Here is a 17,361-nt window from a genome sequence, read left to right on the forward strand (position 1 = left end):
GGACTGGGGCCGGCTCGGCCACAGTTTCCGTGATCCGGGGGGAGGAACTACATCGTGCTTATCAGAGTAATGGCGCTCGCCGCTGCGTGGCTGGCGTCGGCGTCCGTGGCCATGGGCGCGCCGCTTGAGGCCTATGGCAAGCTGCCCAGCATCGAGGCGGCCGCCATGTCGCCGGACGGCGAGCGGTTCGCCGTCATCACGACGACAGGCGAGGCGCGCCAGATCGTCGTCAAGGAGATCGCCACCGGCAAGGCGAACGTTATCAACGCCGGCGCCGCAAAGGTCCGCGATCTCGATTGGGCCAGCCCCCAGCATCTGCTGATCACCGCCAGCGTCACCGCCACGATCGCCAACGTGATCGCGCCGCGCCAGGAGTACACGACCGTCGTGCTGTACGACGTCGTGGCCAACCGGCAGACGCGGTTGATGCACGACGCCAAGAGCAGTCTCAACATCGTGCTCGGCACGCCGTTTCGGCGGATGGTGGACGGCAAGCCGGCGGTCTTCGTGCAGGGCGTCAGGTTCGACAGCACCGGTCGCGGACGGGTGGCCCTCTACCGCATCGACCTCAAGAGCGGCTCCTCCAAGGTGATCCACGAGGGTTTCCCGAACACCGAGCAGTGGTTGGTCGGCGGCGACGGCCAACCGGCGGCCGCCTCTGTGTTCGACCACACGACCGGGACCTGGACGCTCAAGGTCAAGGTCGCCGGCGGCTGGAAGGACGCCATGCGCTCGGAAGGCTACCTGGACCGGCCGAGCCTGGCAGGACTGGGCCGGGACGGACGTTCGATCCTGCTGTTCGACGAGGTGGATGACGAGCGGGTGCTGCGGGAACTCAACGCCGACGGCACGTTCAGCGAGGCTATCGCGACCAAGGGTGGCGATCAGCTGCTGTTCGATCCGGGAGGGCATCACCTGATCGGCTCGCGGTCCCTGGTGGGGGACGAGTTCCGCTACGACTTCCTGGGGCCTGCCGATCAGAAGGTCTGGCGCTCAATCGAGGCGGCGTATCGCGGCCAGCACGTGCAGTTGCTCTCGTGGTCGAACAACCGCGAGCGGATTCTGATCCGGGTGGATTCCCCGACCGAGGGGCCAGGGATCGCCTACGTGGACTGGAAGACCAAGCGCTCGGACTGGGTCGGCGCGATCTACCGCGACCTGACCGAGCGGGACCTCGCGCAGGTCAAACCGGTGAAGTTCAAGGCCGCCGACGGGCTGGAGCTCAGCGGCTACCTCACCCTGCCGCATGGCCGGGATGCCAGGAAACTGCCGCTGGTGGTCCTTGCGCACGGCGGACCGGCGGCGCGCGACAGGCCGACGTTCGACTGGTGGTCGCAGGCGCTGGCGTCACGCGGCTATGCGGTGCTGCAGGTCAACTTCCGCGGCTCGGCCGGGTTCGGCGCGAAGTTCCTGGAGGCCGGCTATGGCCAATGGGGGCGCAAGATGCAGACCGACCTGTCGGACGGGGTCCGGCATCTGGCCGGCCAGGGGATTGTCGATCCGGCGCGGGTCTGCATCGTCGGGGCGAGCTACGGAGGCTATGCGGCGCTGGCCGGGGCCACTCTGGACCGCGGCGTCTATCGCTGCGCGGCCTCGGTCGCCGGGGTCTCGGATCTGCAGCGCATGGTGGCCTGGTCGAAGACCAACAAAGGACGCACGGCCCAGAAATACTGGATCCGCTTCATGGGCGCCGACGACCCCAACGACCCGGTGCTGAGGGAGCTGTCGCCCGCGGCGAAGGCGGACGGCGTCACGACGCCGATCCTTCTGGTGCATGGCCGTGACGACACCGTGGTGCCGATGGAACAGAGCGCGATCATGGAGCGCGCGCTGAAGAAGGCCGGCAATCCTGCCGAAATGGTGGTCATGAGCGGCGAGGATCACTGGCTCTCTCGGGGCGAGACCCGATTGCGAATGCTCAATGCCGTGGCGATCTTCCTGGAGAAGAACAACCCGCCGAGCTGATTTCGGGGCCATCCCTGTTGTGTGGCGAATTCGCCACACTACATCCCGTCGAGGCGAGGCCGTGCTTGATGAAGGCGGCCGCGCCAATCCGCCTATCGAGGGGAACGCATGAACATTGATCTCTACTCCGACCGCGCCAAGCAGGCGATCCAGTCGGCCCAGAGCCTGGCGCTGGCGCGCCGCCACCAACAGCTCGCGCCCGAGCACCTTCTGAAGGTGCTGCTTGAAGAAAAGGACGGCCTCAGCGGCGCACTGATCCAGAGCGCCGGCGGACGTCCCGACGCGGCCGACAAGGCCGCCGACGACCTGCTGGCCAAGCGGCCGAAGGTCGAGGGCGGCTCTGGCCAGCTCTACATGGCGCCTGAGACCGCGCGCATCTTCGCCGAGGCCGAAGCCGGGGCGAAGGCCGGCGGCGACGCCTTCGTCACCACCGAGCGGCTGCTGATCGCCATCGCCAAGGAAGGCGGGGATGCGGCCAAGGCCCTGAAGGATGCTGGCGTGAGCGCTGCGGCGCTGGAGGAAGCCGCCAAGGCGATGCGCAAGGGCAAGACCGCCGACAGCGCGTCGGCTGAGGAAGGCTATGACGCGCTCAAGCGCTATGCCCGCGACCTGACCCAGGCCGCGCGCGACGGCAAGCTCGACCCAGTGATCGGGCGCGACGAGGAAATCCGTCGCACGATCCAGGTGCTGAGCCGCCGCACCAAGAACAATCCCGTCCTGATCGGCGAGCCCGGAGTCGGCAAGACCGCGATCGTCGAGGGCCTGGCCCTGCGCATCGTCAACGGCGACGTCCCGGAGAGCCTGAAGGACAAGCAACTGCACGCCCTGGACATGGGCTCGCTGATCGCCGGGGCGAAGTACCGCGGCGAGTTCGAGGAGCGGCTGAAGGCGGTCCTCGGCGAGGTTACCGCGGCCGAAGGCTCGATCATCCTGTTCATCGACGAGATGCACACCCTGGTCGGCGCCGGGAAGACCGACGGGGCGATGGACGCCTCCAACCTGCTGAAGCCCGCCCTGGCGCGCGGCGAGCTGCACTGCGTCGGCGCGACCACGCTCGATGAGTACCGCAAGCACGTCGAGAAGGACGCTGCCCTGGCTCGCCGGTTCCAGCCGGTGTTCGTCAGCGAACCGACCGTCGAGGACACGGTCTCGATCCTGCGCGGCCTGAAGGAGAAGTACGAGGTTCACCACGGGGTGCGCATCTCCGACAGCGCCATCGTGGCCGCCGCGACCCTGTCGAACCGCTACATCACCGACCGCTTCCTGCCCGACAAGGCCATCGACCTGATCGACGAGGCGGGCAGCCGCGTGCGGATGGCTGTGGACTCCAAGCCAGAGGAACTGGACGAGATCGACCGCCGCATCGTGCAGTTGAAGATCGAGCGCGAGGCCCTGGCCAAGGAGCCTGACGCCGCCTCCAAGGCGCGGCTGGAAAAGCTGGAAGACGAGCTCGACGACCTGGAAGGCCAGTCCGCGGAAATGACCGCCCGCTGGAAGTCCGAGAAGGACAAGGTCTCGTCGGCCGCGCAGGCCCGCGAGGCCCTGGACCGGCTGCGCGCCGAGTTGGTCGCGGCCCAGCGCCGCGGCGACCTGCAGCGCGCCTCTGAGATCGCCTATGGCGAGATCCCGGCGCTTGAGCGTCGTCTGGCTGAGGAGGAGAAGGCCGCGGCCGAGAACCCGATCAGCCCCGAGGTCGTGGACGCCGAGCAGATCGCCGCCGTGGTCAGCCGCTGGACCGGCATCCCGGTCGACAAGATGCTGGAAGGCGAGCGCGAAAAGTTGCTGCAGATGGAGGATGCCCTGCGCGGCCGCGTGGTCGGGCAGGAAGAGGCGCTGGTCGCGGTGTCCGACGCCGTCCGCCGGGCGCGCGCCGGGCTGCAGGACCCCAACCGGCCGATCGGCTCGTTCCTCTTCCTGGGTCCGACTGGCGTCGGCAAGACCGAGCTGACCAAGGCCCTGGCCGAGTTCATGTTCGACGACGAGAGCGCGATCACCCGTCTCGACATGTCGGAGTACATGGAGAAGCACTCGGTCAGCCGCATGATCGGCGCGCCTCCCGGCTACGTCGGCTACGACGAGGGCGGGGCGCTGACCGAGGCCGTTCGGCGCCGGCCCTATCAGGTCGTGCTGTTCGACGAAGTCGAGAAGGCGCACCCGGACGTGTTCAACGTGCTGCTGCAGGTGCTGGACGACGGTCGCCTGACCGATGGCCAGGGCCGCACGGTCGACTTCCGGAACACCATCCTGATCATGACCTCGAACCTGGGCTCCGAGTTCCTGGCCAACCAGGCCGAGGGCGAGGACGTCGAGGACGCGCGGCCGATGGTGATGGACGTCGTACGCCGGCACTTCCGGCCCGAGTTCCTGAACCGGATCGACGAGATCATCCTCTTCAAGCGGCTGGGCCGCGGGGAGATGGACAACATCGTCGGCATCCAGCTGCAGCGGGTCGAAAAGCTGCTGGCCGATCGGCGCATGTCGATCGTGCTGGACTCGGCGGCCATGCACTGGCTGGCCGAGAAGGGCTATGACCCGGTCTATGGCGCGAGGCCTCTGAAGCGGGTGATCCAGAAGGAGCTGGTCGATCCGATCGCCCGCAAGCTGTTGGCGGGCGAACTGGACGACGGTTCGGTCATCCAGGTCGGGGCGAGCGCCGACGGCCTGGAGATCGGAAGAGCCAAGGTCCACTAAAGGAAACGCCCCGGAGATCGCTCTCCGGGGCGTTTTGCTTTTCAGTGAAGCGGCGGACCCTAGAGTTCGACCTTCACTGCGCGGCCGCCGCGGATCTCGACGCGGCGCATGACGGCGATGTCGGGCGCTGAGCCGCTGACCGGCTTGGCCACAGTGATCACGTACCAGGCGCCGTTGGCGAGGCCCGAGAAGCTGAAGGCGCTGTTCGCGTCGCACACCGTGCGCTTGACGAAGGCCGAGTAGTCGCCGCTGGGCGCCGAAGGCGTGCGGGCGCGGACCTCGTCGGCCGGCAGCGCGGCGCGTTCGGCCGAGGTGTAGAGGATGCTCATCCGCCGGCGCGTCCACGGCGTCTCCGGCGTCAGCACGACGCCCGCGCCGGTGCAGGTGTAGCGGGTCTGGCCAGACTTGAAGGTCAGGCGGCCATCGACGCGTCCAGAGCCCGGAACGGCCGACCAGGAAAAGTCCTCCGCGCGGAAGACTCCCGCCGTGGCGGGGCCGCCCGAACCAGGCGGCGGAGGCGGCGGCGGACCCAGGGTCGGCGCGCAGGCGGCGACGAGCAGGAGGGCGGCGGAAGCGGAGAGCAGGCGGATGCGTGACATGTCGGGCGCACATTACGCATTCGGATGGCCGCCCGCCAAGACCTTAGCCCTAGTCGTCGCCACGGACCCGGCCACGCATGGCCTTCACCCCGCCGCGCCGGACCTTGGTCTCGACCCGGCGCTTCTTCGAGGCGAGGGTGGGTTTGGTCTTCTTGCGTGGCGGCGGCGGTGGTTCGGCGGCCTTGCGGATCAGCTCCAGCAGGCGGTCCTGCGCGTCGGCGCGGTTGCGTTCCTGCGTGCGGAAACTCATCGCCGTCAGCACCAGGACGCCGTCCTGGGTAAGCTTGCGCCCAGCCAGCCGCATCAGCCGAACCGCCACATCATTGGGCAGCGAGGGCGAACCGCGCACGTCAAAGCGCAGCTCCACGGCGGTGGACACCTTGTTGACGTTCTGGCCGCCAGGACCGGCCGCGCGGATGAACCGCTCGGTGATCTCGTCCTCGGAGATGCTGATGGTGGGGGTGACTTCGATCACCGGCTTTCCCGATACCTGAGTTCAGTCTAACTATGCCGTATGCGCGCTTTCGCGATCCTTATGCACGTGACTTTCTGCGCCGCCCAGGCCGGGCCGGCGGGAGATGTCGTGCGCTAGGACAGCAACGCCGCATCGAACGTCGAAGCCCCGCCGGAAACGCCGGGGCTTTTTTCATGGCCCCGCTCCGGCTCGAAGGAGAGGAAAGGCCAATGAGCCAAGAGATCGTGGTCCGCGCCCAGGAACCACAGGACATGAGCGACATCACCGAACTGCTCAACCAGCCACGGGTGGTCTGGGGGACGCTGCAGACGCCGTTCACCTCAGTCGCCGCGCGGGTCAAGCGTTCCGAGGCGGCGCCGCCAGGCTGGACGCCGATCGTCGCGGTGGTCGCCGGCAAGGTGATCGGCCAGGCCGGGCTGAACCGGCTGGACGGGCGAAGGGGCCATGTCGGGGTGGTTGGGATGTCCGTGCACGACGACTTCGCCGGTCGCGGTGTTGGGACGGCGCTGCTGGCGGCGTTGACGGAACTGGCCGATCGCTGGTTGGGGCTGCGGCGGATCGAGCTGACGGTGTGGACCGACAACGCTCCGGCCATCGCGCTTTATGAGCGTTTCGGTTTCGAGCGCGAGGGCCTGCACCGCGCTTTCGCGTTCCGGGACGGGGAGTATGTCGACGCCCTCGCCATGGCGAGGCTGCGGACCTAGTCGGCGCGGCAGGCTGGGCAGCGGCCGCGGGCTTCCAGCGTGATGGTCGCGACCTCGTAGCCGGCCGCCTCCGCCGCCTTGAGCTGGGCGGTGAAGTCCGGCTCGAACTCCTCGGCCGCGCCGCAGCAGTCGCAGATTAGGAAGGCGGCGCGGTGCTCCGTGCCGTCGATCCGGCAGGGCACATAGGCGTTGAGGCTCTCGATCCGGTGGGCGAAGCCCAGCCGCTCCAGGAACTCGAGCGCGCGGTAGACAGTCGGCGGTTTGGCCGGCTCGCCGTGTTCGCCGAAGGCGGCGATCAGGTCGTAGGCCTTCTGCGGGCCGTCGGCGCCGAGCAGCAGCTCCAGGACCCGCCGCCGCGGCGCGGTCAGGCGTTCCTGAGTCGCGGCGCAACGCGTTTCCGCCGCACCCAGCGCATGCGTCAGGGCGTGGCCCTTGATGCCCGGATGTGCGCCGTCCGCGTGATGACACTCAGTTCCCATACGCCTTGGCTACCTGCCTCTTGGATGTGCCGCAAGCAAAGCCGCTTGACGGTCGGTTATGTTATCTCATAACGGTGAACGTTATTTCGTAACATGGTGGCCCGGTTTCAAGTCCGTCGCCCGTGAGTATGCCTGAGGCCTCCGTATGACCAAGACCTACCTGTTCGCCGCCGCGGGCCTCGCCGCACTGGTCGCCGGATCAGCTCACGCCGAAGCGCCCAAGGAGGTGACTGAGTTCGTGGTCACCGCCGCGCCCTATGTCGTTTCGATGGATTCGGTGACGACCAGCGTCGAGGTGATGAAGCGCGACGACCTGGACGCTGCGCCGTCGGCGGGGCTGGGCGACGTGCTGGCGGGGCTGCCGGGCGTGCGTTCAACCTTCTTCGGGCCCGGCGCCAGCCGTCCGGTGATCCGCGGCCTGGCCGGTCCGCGTGTGCTGGTGCTGAGCAACGGCGTTGGAATGATCGATGCCTCGGCGCTGTCGCCGGACCACCAAGTCGCCAATGACCCGCAGGAGGCCGAGCGGATCGAAGTGCTGCGTGGGCCCTCGGCCCTGGCCTATGGCGGCTCGGCCATCGGCGGCATCGTCAACATCATCGACGACCGCATTTCCAGCACCAAGGTCGACGGACTGCACGGCCGAATGTTGGTGTCCGGCACGACCGTGGATGAAGGCTCGTCGGTTTCCGCGTCTGTGAAGGCGGGCGTGGGCGACTGGGTGTTCAGCCTGGACGGCCTGCATCGCGAGAGCTCGGACTACGACATTCCATCGCCGGCGGAGTCGCGCCGCTTCATGGCTGCCGAGGGTGAGGAGTACCTGGGCAAGGAGCCCTCGACCGTCGCCAACACCGCTGTCGAGCTGAACGCCTATGGCGGCGGCGTGTCCTATGTCGGCGACAAGGGCTTCCTGGGCGTCGCTGTGAAGCGCACCGACACCACCTACGGCGTGCCTGGCCACGCGCATGAGGCTCATGAGGATCATGATCACGACCACGATCATGAGCATGAGGACGAAGAGGGCGGCGTTCAGATCGACCTCAAGCAGACGCGCTACGACCTGCGTGGCGGTCTCAACCTGGATATGGGGCTGTTCGATCAGCTGAAGGTCTCGGCCGGCTATGCCGACTACGAGCACGCCGAACTGGAAGGCGGCCAAATCGGCACGCAGTTCCTCTCGGAAGGCTGGGAGGCGCGTGCCGAGCTGGTGCAGAAGGCGCGCGGCGGTTGGCAGGGCGCTCTCGGCCTGCAGGCCTTGTCGCGCACCTTGGACGCCAATGGCGACGAAGCCTATGTGCCGTCGACCGAGACGCACGAGCTGGGCGTCTTCACCCTGCAGCGACTGGACAACGACACCTGGGGCGTCGAGGGCGGCTTGCGCCTGGATCGCCGGGAGTTAGAGACGGACGCGCTTTCCCGCGATTTCACCAATGTTTCGGCCAGCGTCGGCGGCTTCGTGCGCCCGACGGAGGGCTGGTTCCTGGGCCTGTCGGCGTCACGCACGGCGCGGGCTCCGACCGAGGCCGAGCTGTTCGCCAACGGCGCCCATGCCGCGACCCGCGGCTTCGAGGTCGGGAATCCAGACCTGGATTCGGAGGTCTCCTACTCGCTCGACGCCACGGCGCACTACGGCTCGGGGCCGTGGGAGATGGACCTGCACGCCTTCGCCGTGAAGTACGACGGCTTCATAGACCTGCGCGCCAACGGCCAGATCGACGAAGAGAGCGGCTTTGCGATCTTCGACTACATCCAGACCGACGCGACCTTCTATGGCGCGGAGGCGGAGGTCTCGTATCGCCTCTGGCAGGATGGCGAGCGCAGTTTCACGCTGGAAGGCGCGGCCGACTATGTGCACGGAGACACCGACCTTGGCCCCCCGGCGCGCATTCCGCCGTGGTCGGTCACCGGCCGAGCGGCGTTCGACGGCGGCTGGTGGACCGGCAAGCTGGAACTGCGCCAGGTGGGCGAGCAGGACCGCGTCGCCGAGTTCGAACTGCCGACCGACGGCTATCGGGTGCTGAACGCCTATCTGTCGGCGACGCCGTTCGCCGACAAGAAGCTGAAGCTGTTCCTTGAGGGCCGGAACCTCAACGACGCCGAAGCGCGCGAGCACGCCTCGTTCCTCAAGGACCTAGCGCCGCTGCCGGGCCGCAGCTTCCGGCTGGGCGTCGGCTACAAGTTCTAAAGCGGCAAAGAAAAACCCCTCCCGAACGGGAGGGGTTGATCGTTTCAGCGCCTGGCTGTGAAAGCCTTAGGCTTCCTCGGTCTCGTTGGACGAAGCTTCTCCGCCTTCGAAGCTGCGCGGAGCGCGGCGACGGCGGGCCTTGGGCTTTTCTTCGCCCTCGGCGGCGGCCGGAACCTCGGCCTTGGGGGCGCGGGGCGCGCGCGGAGCCTTCAGGAAGGCCGGCGCATGGCTTTCGCCGCCGTCCTCATCGCGCAGAACCGGCGAGGCCTGCTGCTCGGTGGCGACCAGCGGGGCGGCCTTCGGCTCAACCACCGCCAGCGGGTCACGCTCGGGACGGTTTGGGCGTTCGGCGCGATCCTCGCGGTCGCGGCGGCCTTCGAAACGCTCGCCGCGCGGACGGTCGTCGCGGTCACGGCGATCCTCGCGCTCGGCGCGGGGGCGATCATCGCGAGGGCGATCGTCGCGCGGACGTTCATCACGTGGGCGCTCGTCACGAGGCCTTTCGTCCCGCGGTCGGTCGTCCCGCGGTCGGTCGTCACGGGGCCGGTCGTCACGGGGACGATCGTCGCGATAGCGGTCATTGCGGTCGCGGTTGCGGCCCTCGAAGCGGTCGTTCCGCGGGCGGTCATCCCGATCGCGCGGACGGTCGTCGCGTTGACGGTCCTGGCGGTCGTCACGGTCGCGCCAGCGCTCGCCGCGCGCCTGCTGGCCTTCGCCTTCGCCGCCTTCGTTGTTTTCAGCAGACTCGCTGGCTGCTGCTTCAGCTTCTGCCGCCGCCTGGGCGCCGCTCTCGTCCTCGAAGTCGATGTCGAGGCCGCCGGAATAGGTATCGCGGCCGAGAATCTCGGCGGCGGGCTTGGTCGGCTGCATGGCGCGCACGGTGCGGAAGTAGTGCTCGGCGTGCTGCAGGTAATTCTCGGCCAACACGCGGTCGCCGGACGCGGACGCGTCCCGGGCGAGCTGTTGGTACTTTTCGAAAACGTGCTGGGCGTTGCCGCGCACCTTCACGCCGTCCGGGCCATTGGAGTCGAAGGCCCGGTTCGCGTTTTGCTGCTGCGGCTTGCCGCCGCCGCCACCGCGATTGCGGCCGCGTTGGCGCTTCATACCCTTAAAATCTCTCATTCGCTGTGTCCGCCGCCGCCTCGGTCTTCGCCGGTGTGCGCGCGGTCTATCCTCTCGCCTTGATCGGGCCGTTCGCCCGTAAGTCCGTGTTGAAGACGTAAGTGTTCTCCGTCGTCCGCCCTGACCTTGAGGCGCGAGACACGCTAAGCCTGCGCGCCTTCCGGAGCGGGTGTACGTCCTGACTTCTCAGGGCGTCTAACCTCTAGCACCGGCGAATTGGGTGGAGACGAGATAAAGACTTAGCGATTCACTTGCGGGTTTCCAAGGGGTTTTTCACGCCCACAACGACGCGGTCGTTTGTCGACAAATCCTTGATCGTCCAGACTTCACTGCCGCCGGCCGCGTTGAACAGCGCCTCGACCTGATCCTTCTGATCATAGCCGATCTCGACGGCGAAGAGGCCGCCCGGCTTGAGCACGCGCATGATCTCGGGCGCCAGATGACGATAGGCGTCCAGGCCGTCGTTCCCGCCGTCCAGCGCGACCCGGGGGTCGAAGTGCTTCACCTCAGGCTCAAGCGTCTCAATGACGTCGCTGGCGATGTATGGGGGGTTGGAGACGATGACGTCGAAGCTCTCGTCCGCGAGGCCGGCCGTCCAGTCGCCACGGGCGAAGGCGACGCGGGAGGCCAGGCCAAGGTTTGAGGCGTTCTCGCGGGCGACGGCCAGGGCGTCGTCGGAAATGTCGGTGGCCAGGCCCTTGGCGGCGGGACGCTCGGCCAGGATCGAAAGGATGATCGCCCCGGAACCGACGCCCAGGTCGAGAATGTTGAAAGGCATCTGCTCAGGGAACTGCTTGAGCACGTAGTCGACGATGACCTCGGTTTCCGGGCGCGGGGTCAGGACGTTGGCGTTGACCGCCAGCATGACCTTCCAGAAGCCCTTGCGGCCCAGAATGTGGCTGACCGGCTCACGGCGTTCACGGCGCGAGACATAGTCCTCCAGGCGTTGCTCCTGCTCGGGCGTCAGCGCGCGGTGCGGATCGGCGACGATGTCGGCGCGGGTGGCGTCGGCCGCAGCCTCGACCAGGAGCCGCGCGTCGATCACCGGTCCGACCAGACCGACCGCTTCCAGCCGCGATTTGGCCGACTGCCAGGCTTGCAGGAGGGAGAGGGTCATGCGGTGGGCTCCAGGGACGGCATGGTGGCGGCGTCGCCGACCGTGATCCGTCCAGAATCGGTAACGTGGACATAGATGCCCAGGTTCATGTGCCCATAGTTGTCGAACAGCGCCTTGACCACATCGATGTCACGCTCGGCGGTGTCGGGATTCACGTGCGTCGCCGCGCAGCGGACGATTGGCTTGAACACCTTGGCGCGGGCGAAACCGACCATCAGGTGGCGGCCCTCCCACTCATTCTCGACCCAGGCGGGCCAGCCCTCGACATAGAGGTTGCCGCGGAAGCGCAGGGGATCGAGCGGGCGGCCGATCCTGGCCTCCAGATCGCGGACGCTGGCCATGTTGATGATCGAAACGTGGCCGAGCGGGTGGTCCATGAACCGGTATCCCGGGGCGTCGAGAACCTTGAGCTCGCCCCGCACTTCGTCGCCCAGCAGGGCTGTCAGCCAGGCCTCGAACGCCGAACGGCCGGCAGGGTCGGTCAGCGAGCCCTGGAAGTCGGGCTGGCCGGTGGCGGAGGCGTGCAGGACGCCGGTCGCCTCGTCGTAGCGGGTGCGGGCCTTGGCGACTTCGGCGATGGCCATCAGCACCGTGAACTTCTGCTTGGGCACATAGGCCGGCGCGGCGCGATCGAAGCCCGAAGGGCCGTTCTCAACCGCGTAGAGGCGATCGCAAGGGAACGGTCCCCCGGCGGTCAGGTCTGCGTGGTCGAGACGCTCGGGCGTGAAGCCCTTCACGGGATGGCGATAGAGCGCAGCGATGTGACCGGTCATGGATCCTCGACCCCCCTGGTGGTGGCGCGCCGCGGCGGCGACGGGCCTGCGGGCGAACGAAGTCTTGGCATAGTCGTTCGCAAGCCGGTAGCTGCCTGCCGCACGGAACACTGGCAAGGTCGGGGTGTTCCAGCCTGTCTGGCGCGGTGGAGAAAGGGTGCGGATGTCCGATCAGAAGGAACGTTCGGCGTGGGACCGCGCCGTCGGGGTCTTCTGGCGCGCCGCGCCCTGGGTCGGCTTCATCGCGATGACCGAGATGTGGCGTCGGAGCCACCAACGGGTGCGCGGCGGCTTGAGCGTCGACGTCATCGCCACGCCGCAGGCCTTCCATGACGCAGAGCCGCGCCGCGGCCGCATCGCCCATGGGCCGCATGCCATCCCGCCGTTGGGCTGGAAGGACATCGCCTGGCGCACCTATCAGGAGATCGGCCGGGACCGGCTGCCCTCCGTGGCGGGCGGGGTCACGTTCTACATGTTGCTGGCGCTGTTTCCCGCCATGGGCGTGTTCGTCTCGCTCTATGGCCTGATCGCCGACGTCGCCGCGGTGCAGCAGCAGTTGGCGAGCATGGCGGCCGTGTTTCCCGCCGAGGTGATCAACATCGTCGGCGAGCAGATGATCCGGCTGGCGGACCGGCCTTCAGCTACGCTGTCGGTGGCGTTCCTGGTCAGTCTTCTGCTGTCGGTATGGTCCGCCAACGCCGGGATGAAGGCGCTCTTCGACGGGCTGAACGTGGCCTATGACGAGCAGGAGAAGCGCAACTTCTTCACCCGGACCCTGCTGACCTACGGCTTCACCGTCGGGGCGCTGCTGTTCCTGGTGGTGATGACCGCGGTGCTGGTCGCCGCGCCGATCGCCTTCGAATATCTGGGGCTGGAGGAATTGGCGCTGATCTGGATCCCGCTTCGCTGGCTGATTCTGCTGGCTATAGCGGCGGGCGCGTTCGGCGTGATCTATCGCTACGCGCCCTGCCGGGCGCGGGCCCGGTGGTCATGGGTGAGCGTCGGAGCCGTTCTCGCGGCGGTGTTCTGGCTGGTCGGATCGCTGGGCTTTTCCTGGTACCTGAACAATATCGCGCACTACGACGTCACCTACGGCTCGCTGGGCGCGGTCGTGGCGTTCATGACCTGGATCTGGTTCTCGGTGATGGTCGTGCTGGTCGGGGCCGAGATCAACGCCGAGATCGAGCACCAGACGGCCCTGGACACCACCATCGGTCCGGCGAAGCCGATGGGCGAGCGCGGCGCGGCCATGGCCGACAGCGTCGGCCTGGCCTTCCACCTGAACATTTCGCAGATCAAGGAACGGGCGGTCAGCGACAGCCTGCGTCAGGCCGACAAGGTCCGCCGGGCGCTGCGCCGCTAGTTGAACTCGTCTTCCAGTGCGGCCAGGCGCGCGGCCTGATCTTCAGCGATCAGCGGCTTGATCACGTCGTCCAGCGCCTCGCCCTCCATCACCTTGGCCAGGTTGTAGAGGGTCAGGTTGATCCGGTGGTCGGTGACGCGACCTTGCGGGAAGTTATAGGTGCGGATGCGCTCGGAGCGATCGCCGGAGCCCACCTGGTTCTTGCGGGCGTCTGCGCGGGCCGTGTCGAGCGCCTCTCGCTGCTGATCGTAGAGCCTGGCCTGCAGCACCTTCAGGGCGCGGGCGCGGTTCTGGTGCTGCGACTTCTCGGACGAGGTGACCACGATGCCGGTCGGCAAGTGGGTGATCCGCACGGCCGAGTCGGTCTTGTTGACGTGCTGCCCGCCGGCGCCGGACGAGCGATAGGTGTCGATGCGCAGGTCGGCGTCGCGGATCTCGATCTCGACGTCCTCGACCTCGGGCAGCACCGCGACGGTGGCGGCAGAGGTGTGGATGCGGCCGCCGGCCTCGGTCTCCGGCACGCGCTGGACACGGTGAACGCCGCTTTCGAACTTCAGGCGGCCGAACACGCCGTCGCCGGTGATCGAAGCGATGATTTCCTTGTAGCCCCCGACTTCGCCTTCCGAGACGCTGTCGATCTCGACGCGCCAGCCTTGGGTCTGGGCGTAGCGCTGGTACATGCGGAAGAGGTCGCCGGCGAACAGCGCGGCCTCGTCGCCGCCGGTGCCGGCCCGCACTTCCAGGATGGCCGAGGCGTTCTCGTCCTTGTCCTTGGGGGCCAGCAGCAGCGCCACCTCATGCTCCAGGCCGGGTAGGCGCTCGTTCAGTGCGGCCAGTTCGTCCTGCGCCAGGGCGGCCATGTCGGCGTCGCCGGCCTTGGCCATTTCCTCGAGCTCGGGAAGCTCCTCGCGCGCCCGGGCCACGGCCAGGACCGCGTCCGCGACCGGCTTCAGCTCGGCATGCTCCTTGGACAGCCGGACGATCTCGGCGCCGTCCGTGGCCGCGCCCATGCGCGCCTCGATCTCGCGGAAGCGGTCGAGGACCTGATCCAATCTGGCCTGAGGGAGACGCACGGGCTTCCAGTCGCTGGTGAAATGAAGGGACGCCTCTTAACGCCCTCGCGGCGAGCCTCCAACGAAAAAGGCCCTCTCCGCGAGGAGAGGGCCTTTCCGTTCGCCGAAGCGAAAACTCTTTAGACGCGCACGCCGGTAAGCGGAGCCGAGCCGAAGGCGCCCAGCTTCACGTTGCCGCTCATGGAGTCGCCCGCCACCGTGGCGGAGAACTCGAGGGTCATCGGCATCGGTTGGGTGATGGCCGTCGACCAGGTCAGGGTGTCGCCCGAAACCTTGCCTTCGATGGCTTGCTCACCCATGCGGCCCTTGGTCTGGCCGGTGAAGGTGTCACCGCTCGTGGTGATCGAGGCTTCGACCTCTTGAGCGCCCATCGGCGAGTTGATGGTGATCTTCCAGTTGCCGTCCGCGGACATGGTGTCCCTCCCTGGGTTTAGGCGGGGCACCTAATCAAGGCTGAGAGGCGAGCGCAAGAGGTGACGCGGGCGTCATCTTTGACAATGTTCAATTTGAAATCGTCTTCAGGCGCGCAGGGGCGATGGCGCGGTTTCCTCGATGAGGTCGAAGCCGACGCCCTTGAGGGCGCGGCCCAGGCCCTGAATTCGGTCGTAGAACTCCACCGCGGCGTCCATCATTTCCGGCGAGGTGAACACAGCCGCCGGTGCGACCAGTCCGCCTTGCACCCGCTCGACGATGCCCAATGCCAGGAACGCATCGACGTAGTGGTCCACGATCTCGGCGGGCGCGCCGATCGCCAGCCGCAGCGCGGCGTCGGTCATCGGAAGGCTGCCCTTGTCGGGGCCGATGCGGTGCAGCCCGGCATAGCGCTCGTCGCCCAGCAGGTTCTCGCCGTTGGCGCTCCAGATCGTGGTGAAGACCAGAAGGGCGAACATGTCGCCGCCGTGGAGCTGTGCAAAGGAGCGCAGCGCCTTGAGGATCTCGAACGTTCCTGTCCGCAGGACGGCGCGGCGGTTGTCGGCGCCAGGACTGATGGCGTCCATGATCGATCCCGTTCTTCGGATATTGTGTTCGTCGAACGTCCTATGCGTAACCTGGACCGTGCCGGTCAACTGCCGTGGTTAATCTCCGAAGGAGAATCCCGCGCCGCGCATCGATCTGACCATCGTCATGACATGGCTGTAGAGTTCGTTGGATCCGTCGAGCATCTCGGGCTGGGCGAACACCGCCGTCGGCACCACCAGCCCGCCGGGGCGTTCCTCGACGTAGCCGCTGGCCAGCAACCGATCGACATAGGTCTGCAGGATCTCGTCCGGCATGGGCGCGACGCGGCGCAGATCGTCCATCGTGACGGGCTTGCGCTGGGTGTCTGGGGGGATCGATTTCAGCTCGCCGAAGCGGGCGTCGCCGATCAGATGATTTGTGTTCAGCACCCAGATGGCGGTGAAGACCAGATACTCGATGACGTCGTTGCCGTGGACCCTCGCCATGGACGAGCTGATCCGCATCATCTCGTACGCGACGATCCGGACGACAGCGCGGCGATTGTCGCTCGCAGCGGGGCTAGTCGAAGTCACAACACACACCTCGGGTACTTACCGAGGCGATGCTAAGCTCATGTTCGCAAACAAGAAGTGAAGCGTCTTACTCTGCCGCCTGAAGGGCGGCCTGTTCGGCCTTGGCGAGTTCGGCCGCCTTGGCCTCGACCAGCTCGACGATGTGGTCGACCATCCGGTCGTTGTCCATCTTGTGGTCGGGCTTTCCGGCCAGATAGACCATGCCCGCGCCCTTGCCGCCGCCGGTGAAGCCGACGTCGGTCATCAGCGCCTCGCCCGGGCCGTTGACCACGCAGCCGATGATCGAAAGGCTCATCGGCGTGGCGATGTGGGCTAGGCGCTGTTCCAGCGCTTCGACGGTCTGGATGACGTTGAAGCCCTGCCGCGCGCAGGACGGGCAGGCGATGATGTTCACGCCGCGGTGGCGCAGCCCCAGCGACTTCAGGATGTCGAAACCGACCTTGATCTCTTCGACCGGATCGGCGGCCAGGCTGACGCGAATGGTGTCGCCGATCCCAGCCCAGAGCAGCGCGCCCATTCCGATCGCGGACTTCACGGTGCCGGTGCGCAGGGCGCCGGCCTCGGTGATCCCCACGTGCAGGGGACAGTCGATGGCCTCGGCCAACTGCTGATAGGCCGCGACGGTCATGAAGGGGTCGGACGCCTTCACGCTGATCTTGAACTCGTGGAAGTCGTTGTCCTGCAGGATGCGGGCGTGATCGAGGGCGCTTTCGACCATCGCGGCGGGGCAGGGCTCGCCGTATTTTTCCAGCAGATGCGGTTCGAGCGAGCCGGCGTTGACGCCGATGCGCATCGAGCAGCCATGGTCGCGAGCCGCCTGGATCACTTCCTTGACGCGGGCGGGCGATCCGATGTTGCCGGGATTGATCCGCAGGCAGGCGGCGCCGGCCTGGGCCGCCTCAATGCCGCGCTTGTAGTGAAAGTGGATGTCGGCGACGAGCGGGACCTTGGCCTCGCGGGCGATGGTCTTGAAGGCAGTGGTCGAGTCTACGTCGGGGCAGGAGACGCGGACGATGTCGGCCCCCGCCTCTTCCAGTTGCCGGATCTGGTCGATCGTCGCCGCAGCGTCGGCCGTCAGCGTGTTGGTCATCGACTGGACCGTGATCGGCGCGTCGCCCCCCACCTCGACGTTTCCGACGCGGATCTTGCGCGAGACGCGGCGATCGATGGCGCGCCAGGGACGGACGTGGGTGTGGTCTTGCACGGACATGATCTCGAAAATAAGGGCTTCTGCGCCAAAACGCGAGACCGCCGCACGCCGCAGTTCGGATGCTGCGCGCGGGGCC

At 67.3% G+C, this 17,361-nt stretch carries 16 protein-coding genes; 5 read left to right on the plus strand and 11 right to left on the minus strand.

From position 1 onward, the window contains the following. The first annotated feature begins 54 nt into the window (after window positions 1-54). Window positions 55-1,965: a S9 family peptidase gene (locus tag ASC79_RS16640; protein ID WP_082532178.1), complete on the plus strand. Its 1,911-nt coding sequence runs from the start codon at window positions 55-57 to the stop codon at window positions 1,963-1,965. Between the two features lie 108 nt (window positions 1,966-2,073). After that, a complete protein-coding gene (gene clpB / locus ASC79_RS16645; protein ID WP_056021960.1) occupies window positions 2,074-4,656 on the plus strand; it encodes an ATP-dependent chaperone ClpB in 2,583 nt (860 codons plus the stop codon). Window positions 4,657-4,715: 59 nt separating this feature from the next. On the opposite strand, the gene ASC79_RS16650 is transcribed toward clpB, so the two are convergent. Next, window positions 4,716-5,255 carry a hypothetical protein gene (locus ASC79_RS16650; protein WP_056021958.1) on the minus strand — a complete coding sequence of 180 codons (540 nt, stop codon included), beginning with the start codon at window positions 5,253-5,255 and terminating at the stop codon, window positions 4,716-4,718. A 49-nt stretch (window positions 5,256-5,304) separates the two neighbouring features. Beyond that, window positions 5,305-5,730, minus strand: coding sequence for an alternative ribosome rescue aminoacyl-tRNA hydrolase ArfB (arfB, locus tag ASC79_RS16655; RefSeq protein WP_056021955.1), 426 nt, complete (start codon window positions 5,728-5,730; stop codon window positions 5,305-5,307). A 209-nt stretch (window positions 5,731-5,939) separates the two neighbouring features. Between arfB and ASC79_RS16660 the strand changes: the two genes are divergently transcribed. Next, entirely contained in the window at window positions 5,940-6,434 is a 495-nt protein-coding gene (locus ASC79_RS16660) for a GNAT family N-acetyltransferase (RefSeq protein WP_200937216.1), read from the plus strand. Here ASC79_RS16660 and ASC79_RS16665 read toward each other — a convergent pair. Then, window positions 6,431-6,913 carry a Fur family transcriptional regulator gene (locus ASC79_RS16665; RefSeq protein WP_056021940.1) on the minus strand — a complete coding sequence of 161 codons (483 nt, stop codon included), beginning with the start codon at window positions 6,911-6,913 and terminating at the stop codon, window positions 6,431-6,433. The genes ASC79_RS16660 and ASC79_RS16665 overlap by 4 nt on opposite strands. A 145-nt stretch (window positions 6,914-7,058) precedes the next feature. Here ASC79_RS16665 and ASC79_RS16670 point away from each other — a divergent pair, with 145 nt between their 5' ends. Continuing rightward, window positions 7,059-9,095, plus strand: coding sequence for a TonB-dependent receptor (locus tag ASC79_RS16670; RefSeq protein ID WP_056021938.1), 2,037 nt, complete (start codon window positions 7,059-7,061; stop codon window positions 9,093-9,095). A gap of 66 nt (window positions 9,096-9,161) precedes the next feature. Here the strand turns inward: ASC79_RS16670 and ASC79_RS16675 are convergent, their stop codons facing one another. From ASC79_RS16675 to ASC79_RS16685, 3 genes are all read right to left on the minus strand, one after another. Continuing rightward, entirely contained in the window at window positions 9,162-10,217 is a 1,056-nt protein-coding gene (locus ASC79_RS16675; RefSeq protein ID WP_056021935.1) for a DUF4167 domain-containing protein, read from the minus strand. Window positions 10,218-10,464: 247 nt separating this feature from the next. Further along, a complete protein-coding gene (gene prmC, locus ASC79_RS16680; protein WP_056021932.1) occupies window positions 10,465-11,334 on the minus strand; it encodes a peptide chain release factor N(5)-glutamine methyltransferase in 870 nt (289 codons plus the stop codon). Next, window positions 11,331-12,107, minus strand: coding sequence for an MOSC domain-containing protein (locus ASC79_RS16685; RefSeq protein ID WP_056021929.1), 777 nt, complete (start codon window positions 12,105-12,107; stop codon window positions 11,331-11,333). The genes prmC and ASC79_RS16685 overlap by 4 nt, the downstream gene beginning before the upstream one ends. 163 nt (window positions 12,108-12,270) lie before the next feature. Here ASC79_RS16685 and ASC79_RS16690 point away from each other — a divergent pair, with 163 nt between their 5' ends. Next, window positions 12,271-13,470: a YihY/virulence factor BrkB family protein gene (locus ASC79_RS16690; RefSeq protein WP_056021926.1), complete on the plus strand. Its 1,200-nt coding sequence runs from the start codon at window positions 12,271-12,273 to the stop codon at window positions 13,468-13,470. On the opposite strand, the gene prfA is transcribed toward ASC79_RS16690, so the two are convergent. The 5 genes from prfA to ispG form a co-directional block, all read right to left on the minus strand. Next, window positions 13,467-14,543: a peptide chain release factor 1 gene (gene prfA / locus ASC79_RS16695; protein ID WP_082532179.1), complete on the minus strand. Its 1,077-nt coding sequence runs from the start codon at window positions 14,541-14,543 to the stop codon at window positions 13,467-13,469. The genes ASC79_RS16690 and prfA overlap by 4 nt on opposite strands. A 119-nt stretch (window positions 14,544-14,662) precedes the next feature. Continuing rightward, complete coding sequence (locus ASC79_RS16700) at window positions 14,663-14,956, minus strand: hypothetical protein (RefSeq protein ID WP_056021923.1); 294 nt, start codon at window positions 14,954-14,956, stop codon at window positions 14,663-14,665. A 105-nt stretch (window positions 14,957-15,061) separates the two neighbouring features. Beyond that, window positions 15,062-15,541 carry a hypothetical protein gene (locus ASC79_RS16705; protein WP_056021921.1) on the minus strand — a complete coding sequence of 160 codons (480 nt, stop codon included), beginning with the start codon at window positions 15,539-15,541 and terminating at the stop codon, window positions 15,062-15,064. Window positions 15,542-15,619: 78 nt separating this feature from the next. Next, window positions 15,620-15,988, minus strand: coding sequence for a hypothetical protein (locus ASC79_RS16710; protein ID WP_056106309.1), 369 nt, complete (start codon window positions 15,986-15,988; stop codon window positions 15,620-15,622). A gap of 154 nt (window positions 15,989-16,142) precedes the next feature. Further along, window positions 16,143-17,285, minus strand: a complete 1,143-nt coding sequence (gene ispG / locus ASC79_RS16715) for a flavodoxin-dependent (E)-4-hydroxy-3-methylbut-2-enyl-diphosphate synthase (protein ID WP_056021911.1) — start codon at window positions 17,283-17,285, stop codon at window positions 16,143-16,145. Window positions 17,286-17,361 lie beyond the last annotated feature (76 nt).

Origin of the sequence: Phenylobacterium sp. Root1290 (assembly GCF_001425305.1) — a bacterium.
Classification (GTDB): Bacteria; Pseudomonadota; Alphaproteobacteria; order Caulobacterales; family Caulobacteraceae; genus Phenylobacterium.